Consider the following 8667-nt stretch of genomic DNA (forward strand, 5'->3'; position numbering starts at 1 on the left):
ATTAATTATAGGTATTAAACCGGACTTGATATAATCCCTAACACCTAATGACAAAAGGAATTCCGATCAAACTAGAACCAGCCCCTGCTTGGACAGCCATCCTGTTATTTGTTGTGATTACAATACTGGGCATTATTGCTGGTGCTGGCACCATCATGCGTATTTTATTGCCTGTGGTAGGGTTTGCGGTAGGTCTTTTTCTGTATCGACGGTATCCTGTCCTCTACTTAGGTTTTATGTGGTGGCTATGGTTTCTAATGCCGTTGGTTCGTCGTTTAATTGACTATCGCAGTAACTGGGTTAATCCGAGTCCAGTATTGCTAGTAGCGCCTGTGGTGACATGGATTACTGTGGATACCTTTCTAAAATACCTTCCTAGAGCCTATAAACAGGGGGGTTTGCCTTTTATTTTGGGATTCACCAGTATTTTGTATGGCTTTATCATTGGTCTGATTAAAAGCACTCCTATTTTCGCTATTCGAGCACTGATAGACTGGTTCACCCCGATTCTTTTAGGTTTCTACTTATTTATAAATTGGCGAGATTATCCTCGCTATCGCCAAAACATTCAGCGCACATTCCTCTGGGGTGTATTGGTGATGGGAGTCTATGGCTTAGTGCAATATGTGATCGCACCGGAGTGGGATCGATTTTGGCTGATCAACGCCAGAATGTTCTCGATGGGGAATCCCGAACCGTTTGGTATTCGTTTGTGGAGCACGATGAATTCCACTGGACCGTTTGCCGCAACCATGATGGTGGGTTTGCTGTTGTTATTTAATAATAACAGTCCTTTACGTATTCCTGCTTCCATAGCTGGTTACTTGTCTTTTCTACTAACGTTGTCACGGACGATGTGGGCGAGCTGGTTCTTTGGACTGGCTTCCCTAACCAGTTCACTCAAACCCAAAATCCAGATGCGCATCATTATTTCTATCCTGGTGATGGGAATTTGTATCGTGCCGTTAACCACGATTGAGCCATTCTCGGAGGTAATTGGTAGTCGTTTGGCAACATTTTCTGACCTTGGAAATGATCACAGCGCGGAAGTTAGACAACAGATCTATGAAGAGAGTCTTGGCAAAGCTCTTTCTATGGTTCTAGGTAATGGGATTGGAAATACATTCACTATCACTGAACAAGGGGAACTCCGAAGCCTTGTGATTGACAGTGGCATTTTAGATATGTTTTTTACACTAGGCTGGTTTGGCACTCTCCCCTATGTGTCTGGATTGCTCCTGCTGGTATATAGTGTGTTCCAATATCCTGAGATTCGCCGTGATTCCTTTATGAGTGCTGCTCGTGCTATTGGTTTGAGTAATTTAATCGGGCTACCGATTGGTAGCGCCATGCTTGGTGTCGGGGGATGTTATATTTGGGGATTTTTGGGTCTAACTATGGCAGCACATAAGTATCACCAGCATCAAAATAAGCTTTCTTCGGACATGGAAAGTATTGCTGAGTGAAGACTGCTAAAGATAAGAATTATGAAAACTTTCTGATCAATGGCACTGACAGAAGAATAACAGAAGTAGGAGATGGAAAGGAACAGCCGGATGTTTCAACTACCAATTCCTAACTAACTTATAAATTAACTTATAAATTAACTTATAGGTCAAATATGGCGGTGCTTTGCTTTTTGGGAGAGGTTTGATGCGTATACTCCATATCTTAAACCATATTAAAGAAACTGGTAATGGTATTGTCAATGTAGCAATTGACGTTGCCTGTGAGCAAGCGAAAGCGGGTCATGAGGTTTGTATTGCCTCTGCTGGTGGGGCATATGAAACATTGCTAAGCGCTTATGGCGTCACTCACTTTGAACTGGATCAGACTCGAAAACCGTTGCATCTGCTCAAGGCTGCTGGGCGTTATCGAGGGATAATTGCAGAATTTCAGCCAGATATTGTCCATGGACACATGATGACGGGAGTAGTCCTAGCTCGGTTCCTACGGGGTTCAGCAAAATATAAGCTAGTATCCCATATTCACAATGTTTACCAACGTAGCTCAGTAGTGATGGGATTGGCTGAACGGGTGATTTCCGTGAGTGATGCGGTAGCAACGTCCATGTCTAAGCGGGGTATTCCCATGGGGAAAATGCCTGTGATCAAGAATCGCACTCTAGGCAGTCCCCGATTACCTGCAATAGAAACCTGCACTCCTAAAGCTTTGGAACATCCAGCTATTGTCACCGTAGCTGGCATGAACCGACGTAAGGGAATTACTGAGTTAATTAGCGCTTTTGAGCAGGTCGCTTTGGGTTGTCCTCAGGCACATTTGTACTTAGTGGGAGATGGTCCCGACCGTCAATTGTTTGAAACTCAAGCTGCGGCATCGTCAGTTGCTGATCGTATTCACTTTGAAGGTTTTCAAAAAAATCCCCAAGCTTACATGATGGCAGCGGATGTTTTTGTCCTAGCTTCACACCGTGAGTCTTTCCCTCTGGTTTTGATGGAAGCACGACAGGTCGGTTGCCCGATTGTTGCTACTAGTGTGGATGGTGTTCCCGAAGCACTAGATTACGGTAAGGCAGGAGTGCTAGTTCCTCCTAAAAATGCGATCGCACTGGCAGATCAGATCGAGATGCTTCTGGCTAGTCCATCTGAACAGGATAGATTAAGACGTGCAGCACAGCAAAACATTGAGGAACTAACCCTCACCACTATGGTGGAGAAGATTACTACTGTCTACCATCAGCTTCTGAGATCAAGTCCGGTTGAATACCCATAATCAAAGTGTGGGGAGATGGGGAGATGGGGAGATGGGGAGATGGGGAGATGGGGAGATGGGGAGATGGGGAGATTTTTATTAAGGGTAATTATGCGGACATGATATTACAGTCTTCAACCTACCCGTCAGCGGTCAGCGGTCAGCAGTCAGCAGTCAGCCTTGGCCGTTGGCCACACTACGCGAACACCCTTCAACCTTCAAGGAAATAACCTTCAACCTTCAACCATCTAACCTTCAACCATCTAACCTTCAACCATCTAACCTTCAACCATCTAACCTTCAACCTTCAACCATCTAACCTTCAACCTTCAACCATCTAACCTTCAACCTTCAACCATCTAACCTTAGACCTTAAACCATCTAACCTTAAACCTTCAAGCTTTTAAACAGTTTCGAGTTCAGGGAAAAAACTATGTCAATACGTATCCCCGAATGGCAATATGCTGCGATTGTTCCTGTGATCGCTGTTTTGGTAATTATTGCCCATTCTGTGATTAGCAACAATGACACTATAACCGCTGAATCCAACCCAAGCCAACCCTTGACTTACACTACCTCTTGGATCGGTAATACCTATGGTCCTGGAGGTGAGCTTCCCGGCAAGGATAAACATGTCCAGCTATCGATTTTAGCGATGGCTGTAAGTCCCGATGGTACGGTTTATGCTAATGCTCCCTGGGATGAAGCTGGTAGAGAAGGGGGGGTTTATAAAAATGGTGATGTTCTTGGTCAACTCGATGCTACCCATGGCTGGGGACGATCGGGGGGAACTGCGATCGCAGTGAATGATAACTATATTTACATGGCGATGAGACAAACGGGTCGCTATGGCGTAGGATATCCCAATTCTGATGATAAATGGTATTGTGTTCGTCGCTATAACAGAAGTAATTATAAAGGAGCAAAGTTTAAGGGGGGTAATGGCTATGATAATAGTATGTTGATTATCAATACCAATCAAGGTTTGATTCGGGGAATTGCAGCAGATAATAGTCGCTTATATGTTAGTGATACTCCTAACAATAAAATCAAAGTTTATGATGCCCAGACCATGAAACCGGTTAAAGAATGGTCAGTGAATCAACCGGGGAAGTTAGCCTTAGATAAAACTGGCTCGTTGTGGGTTATCCAGAACAAGACCAATAAGATACTTAAGTTAAATATAGAAACGGGCAAAGTTCAAGGTAAAATTGATTCGGTTCGCATCCCTACAGCTATTGTTGTGGATAATCAAAATCGCCTATTAGTAGGAGATGGTGGACCTGATAACCAGATTAAAATCTTTAAAAATCTAGACAGCAGTAATAATCCAACTCCTGATGGAACCTTTGGTGTTAAAGGAGGAATATACAGCGGAAGTCCTCAGGAAATAGGCAAAATCAGACCCTTACATTTTAATTCCATTACCGGGATTGGAGTCGATCAGGATAATAATATTTATGTCGCCAGTGATCCCAGTCGGATTTACGCTTGGGAAGCAGGTGGATTAACCCTGGATAGCTACAAACTGGATGGGACTCTCAATTGGAAATTACAAGGTCTCTTATTTATTGACATTCCTGATATTGATCCAGCGGATGAAACCGTTGTTCATACGAAAAATCAACAGTTTAAACTAGATTACAGTAAATCATCAGGTCAAGAATGGACTCATGTCGCCCATACCGTTAATCCCTTTAAGTATCCTAATGATAATCGGATTAAGAAGACTATCAAGCATAATGCTGGTGCTATGATTCGCCGGGTTAAGGGTCGTAAGCTGATGTTTACTAATAGTATGTATACCGAGTCAGCTGGGATCCATGTTTATCGGTTTAATCCGGCAACTGATGGGGAAGTCGCTATTCCCACTGCCTCATTTTGGGGAAGTCAATTAGATTATCGCTATTGGCAAGATAAAAACGGTAATGGACAAGAGGAACAGGCTGAACAAGGTGAATATAATCAAGGACAAAACTATCGGGGTTGGGCATTTTGGCCTGATGATGACGGTAATATCTGGATAGGTACATCAACAAACGGCATTAAAAAACTATCCCTTAAACGGTTTGATTCCTACGGCAGCCCAATTTACGATATTAACAATCAACAATCCTTTGAAATGCCACAGGAATTTAAAATTCTTCAACGACTTGAGTATCATCCTAAAACCGATAGCATGTACATTGCTGGATATTCCCCGACGTTTGAGAAAAGGGGTGATTGGGGATTGATTGGTAACAGAGCTGTCAAATATATCAATTGGAGTAAAGCGCCACAAAAAGCCGGTGAAGTAGTCATCGCTTATAATCAAAAATCCGAAGGAGTCAGACCAGATTTACCGAAAAGTATGGCTATTTCGGGAGACTATTTATTTGTCGGCTATGTCGATAATAGTTATGAAAAAGATCCGAATCGATACCCTAAAGTGCGAGTTTATGATTTTCGCACAGGTCAAGAGATTGGCAAAATAAATCCCGGCCCAGAAGTAAAATCAACCACAGGTTGGCTGGATGTCCCGATGGCCTTAAGAGTAGTGCGAATAAAAAATGGAGAATACTTGCTATTTGCTGAAGAGGATTTTTACGCTAAAGCTTTAATGTACCGGATAAAGATGGACCCCTAATCAGCTGTTGTGCATTTCAATTTTGAATGGGGGCGCTTTGGGGAGATGGGGAGATGGGGAGATGGGGAGATGGGGTGAAGATGTGGTGGTTTTTCAGGTTTTTTCCTAATTGGAAAATAGGCAATTTAAAGGCACAGCAGCTTACCAATTTAATTGATAGCGTTGATCATACTTATCAGGTACATTCAACTTTCTTCCCCCGACTCCCGACTCCCGACTCCCGACTCCCGACTCCCTCTTCCCTTTGCTTTAACAAAAACTATCGAGGCTATAGTACTGTGAAAACACTTCAAATCGGTATGGGTTGGTTCCCTGAACAAGCAGGAGGACTCAACCGAGTTTATTACGATTGCACTCGTTACTTACCCGAAGCTGGTGTGGAGATGCATGGCTTAGTGGCAGGCTCAACCGCTGTATCTGAAAACTCCGGTGGTCAAGTCCAAGCCTTTGCTAGCCATGAATCTCCTCTCTGGCAACGCTGGAGCAGTATCCGACAGACGATGCATCGAGTGCTGAAGGAGGAAGACTACCCCCTAGTAGTCTCCCACTTTGCTTTATATACCTTTCCAATCCTCGATCAATTAGACAGTCGCCCAATGGTGATGCACTTCCAAGGACCTTGGGCATTAGAAGGGCATGTAGAAGGCAGCAATACCGTTGCGACTCGGTTAAAATGGATGCTAGAGCGGGTGACTTACAGACGGATAGCCCAGTTTATCGTACTTTCTGAGGCTTTCCGTAACACCTTGCACCAAGAGTATCATATCCCACTAGAGCGCATTCACATCATTCCTCCGGGGGTTGATACCGAGCGTTTCGACACCACCATTACACCCCAGGAAGCACGGTCAAAACTAGGCTGGCCTCAAGATCGACCAATTATCTTAGCTGTGCGACGGTTAGCTAAACGCATGGGCTTGGAAAATTTAATTGCAGCAGTGGAGCAGGTGCGTAAGCGCTATCCAGACGTGCTGCTACTGATAGCGGGTAAAGGCACACTGATGCCAACCTTGCAAGCACAGATTGAAGCATTAGGACTGACTGACCATGTCCGGTTGTTGGGTTTTGTGTCGGATCAAGATTTAGCCCTAGCTTACCGTGCTGCCACTTTCTCCGTGGTGCCAACCGTGGCATGGGAAGGCTTTGGTCTAATTGTTATTGAGTCCTTGGTGAATGGAACACCTGTTCTAGGAACACCTGTAGATAGTATTCCAGAGATTTTACAGCCTTTCTCGGAAGACTTATTGTTTGAAGGGACTTCTGTTGATCAACTTGCTCAGGGCATGATCGAGGTATTTTCTGGTAAGCGTCAACTACCTAGCTCTGAGGCTTGTGAAGCTTATGTTCATGAGCACTATACTTGGCCGGTGATTGCTCAACGAATTAAATCGGTTTATCAAGCTGCTATAAATTAATCAACATTTATAGCAATTTTTAATTATGTGAGGTACGTTTATTCTTGCTTTTAGGGAGCATGCAGCTTCAGAGCATGGAGCTTCAGAGCAAGACTAAAAATTAATGTACCTCATTAAACTAGTAAATGCGATAGCCGAGATCAGTGATCAGATTAGTCTGTGAGCTTTTGCACGTTTGAAACACTCTTTTTGAACTACCCACTCTTATGAAGCGCCGTCGAGTCCTTTTTGTCGATCATGCCGCCGTTTTGGGGGGAGCTGAGTTAAGCCTGCTGGATCTAGCCATTGCCTACCGGGACACCAGCGAAGTACTGCTGTTTGCCGATGGCCCGTTCCGGCAACGGCTCGAAGCTGCACAGGTGAAGGTCAAGGTCATACCTGCACCCCAATCCATCTTAGCCGTAAAAACTTCAGGGGGACTCAGTGCTGTCAAGGCATTACCTGCCCTGTGGTGGATGGCTCGTCAAATAGCAGCAGCTGGACGTAACTTTGAGCTAGTACACGCTAACTCCCAAAAAGCGTTCATTGCTGCTGCGATCGCAACATTGATGGGCGGTCGTCCAGTGGTTTGGCACCTGCGAGATATTGTGACCGCACAACACTTTAGCTCGGTCAATCGTGCCATAGCCGTTTTCCTAGCTAATCGTCGAGTATCTCAAGTATTGGTCAATTCTCGTGCTACTGGTGAAGCCTTTATCGCTGCTGGGGGACGCGAAGACCTAGTAACACTGGTTTACAACGGTATTGGTTCAGACCCCTTCGATAATCTGGCATCGGATCAATCCGCTCAAATCCGTGACCAGCTGGGCATTGGTGATGCTCCACTAGTTGGTGTATTCAGTCGGTTATCTTACTGGAAAGGTCAGCATATTTTACTAGAAGCCTTACAGGAACTTCCCAATGTACACGCCCTGTTGGTTGGTAAAGCCCTATTTGGTGAAGCAGAATACGCCTCACGGCTCGAAGCTATGGCTGCGGCACCAGAACTTGCTGGTCGTGTTCACATGCTGGGATTTCGCAATGACGTGCCAGCATTGATGTCTGCTTGCAATATTGTACTCCATACCTCTACTGAACCGGAACCCTTTGGTCGGGTGATTGTCGAAGGTCAATTGGCAAAACGACCCGTAGTTGCTGCTGCTGCTGGTGGTGCAGTGGAATTGATTCAGGATGGCGAGACTGGTCACTTGGTACCGCCAGGAGATTCAGTAGCACTGGCTAAGGTCATTGGTAATTTGCTATGTGATCCAAGCGCTGCAGATAGCCTAGCCGAGCAAGGTTATATCCATGCTAAGGAAACTTTTTCCTTGGAATCCCTGTTAATGACCTTTGACCAAGCTCTGAAGAAGGTATAGCGCTACGTGCAACTCAGAAGTTAGAAGTCAGAAGTCAAAAGTAAGTTATGACTTGCGCGTAGCGCTATATAAGGGGGGATTTCTGTTTTGTTTAAACTAAAATAGTTATGTCCTAACCAACTCTTTCTCTGCTATAGATGAGCAACGGTTGTTCTTGCCATGGGGCTTTGAAGGTGCGAACACAAGCCTGATCACACAGCTTCTCCAAAGGAAATTACCATTAAATAGGTACTAACTAGCTTGTCAGTACCTATTTAATAGGTACAGTACCTATTTCTTCCGCCAACGGGCATTTGGTCCTCGCCCAAGGCATTCGAGCCGCCCAGCGTTCCTTTCCTGGCGCAAGATACGGTGAATCATATCAATTCCTACAGTAGGACATTGTTCCTTTGACACTCCCCGCCCTGGAAGGACGGGGATTCTTGCTTCAAAGAGGTGACTTGTTTAACCAGGCCGGAACCAGGAAAAATAGAGGTCTCCTTGGAGACGAAACCTTAGAATAGTGGAGCCTTACTACAAAACCTTTCCCCTATGCTGCATAACCGACCGACTATAAAGG

Annotated in this window: 6 protein-coding genes; all 6 read left to right on the forward strand. The window is 44.8% G+C overall.

Translation table 11 applies throughout. The features are described 5' to 3' along the window. The first annotated feature begins 47 nt into the window (after positions 1–47). The 6 genes from F6K53_RS30065 (at position 48) to F6K53_RS30090 (ending at position 8108) form a co-directional block, all read left to right on the forward strand. Positions 48–1466 (forward strand): O-antigen ligase domain-containing protein, encoded by a 1419-nt coding sequence (locus F6K53_RS30065; RefSeq protein WP_293083195.1) that lies wholly within the window; start codon positions 48–50, stop codon positions 1464–1466. A 187-nt stretch (positions 1467–1653) separates the two neighbouring features. After that, positions 1654–2733, forward strand: coding sequence for a glycosyltransferase (locus F6K53_RS30070; protein ID WP_293083198.1), 1080 nt, complete (start codon positions 1654–1656; stop codon positions 2731–2733). Between the two features lie 23 nt (positions 2734–2756). Beyond that, entirely contained in the window at positions 2757–2942 is a 186-nt protein-coding gene (locus F6K53_RS30075; RefSeq protein WP_293083207.1) for a hypothetical protein, read from the forward strand. 203 nt (positions 2943–3145) lie between these two features. After that, positions 3146–5338, forward strand: a complete 2193-nt coding sequence (locus F6K53_RS30080) for a hypothetical protein (RefSeq protein WP_293083199.1) — start codon at positions 3146–3148, stop codon at positions 5336–5338. 299 nt (positions 5339–5637) lie between these two features. Continuing rightward, positions 5638–6753, forward strand: a complete 1116-nt coding sequence (locus tag F6K53_RS30085; RefSeq protein WP_293083204.1) for a glycosyltransferase family 4 protein — start codon at positions 5638–5640, stop codon at positions 6751–6753. A gap of 206 nt (positions 6754–6959) precedes the next feature. After that, positions 6960–8108 (forward strand): glycosyltransferase, encoded by a 1149-nt coding sequence (locus F6K53_RS30090; protein ID WP_293083202.1) that lies wholly within the window; start codon positions 6960–6962, stop codon positions 8106–8108. Positions 8109–8667 lie beyond the last annotated feature (559 nt).

The sequence above is a fragment of the Moorena sp. SIO4A1 genome (genome assembly GCF_010672065.1).
GTDB lineage: Bacteria > Cyanobacteriota > Cyanobacteriia > Cyanobacteriales > Coleofasciculaceae > Moorena.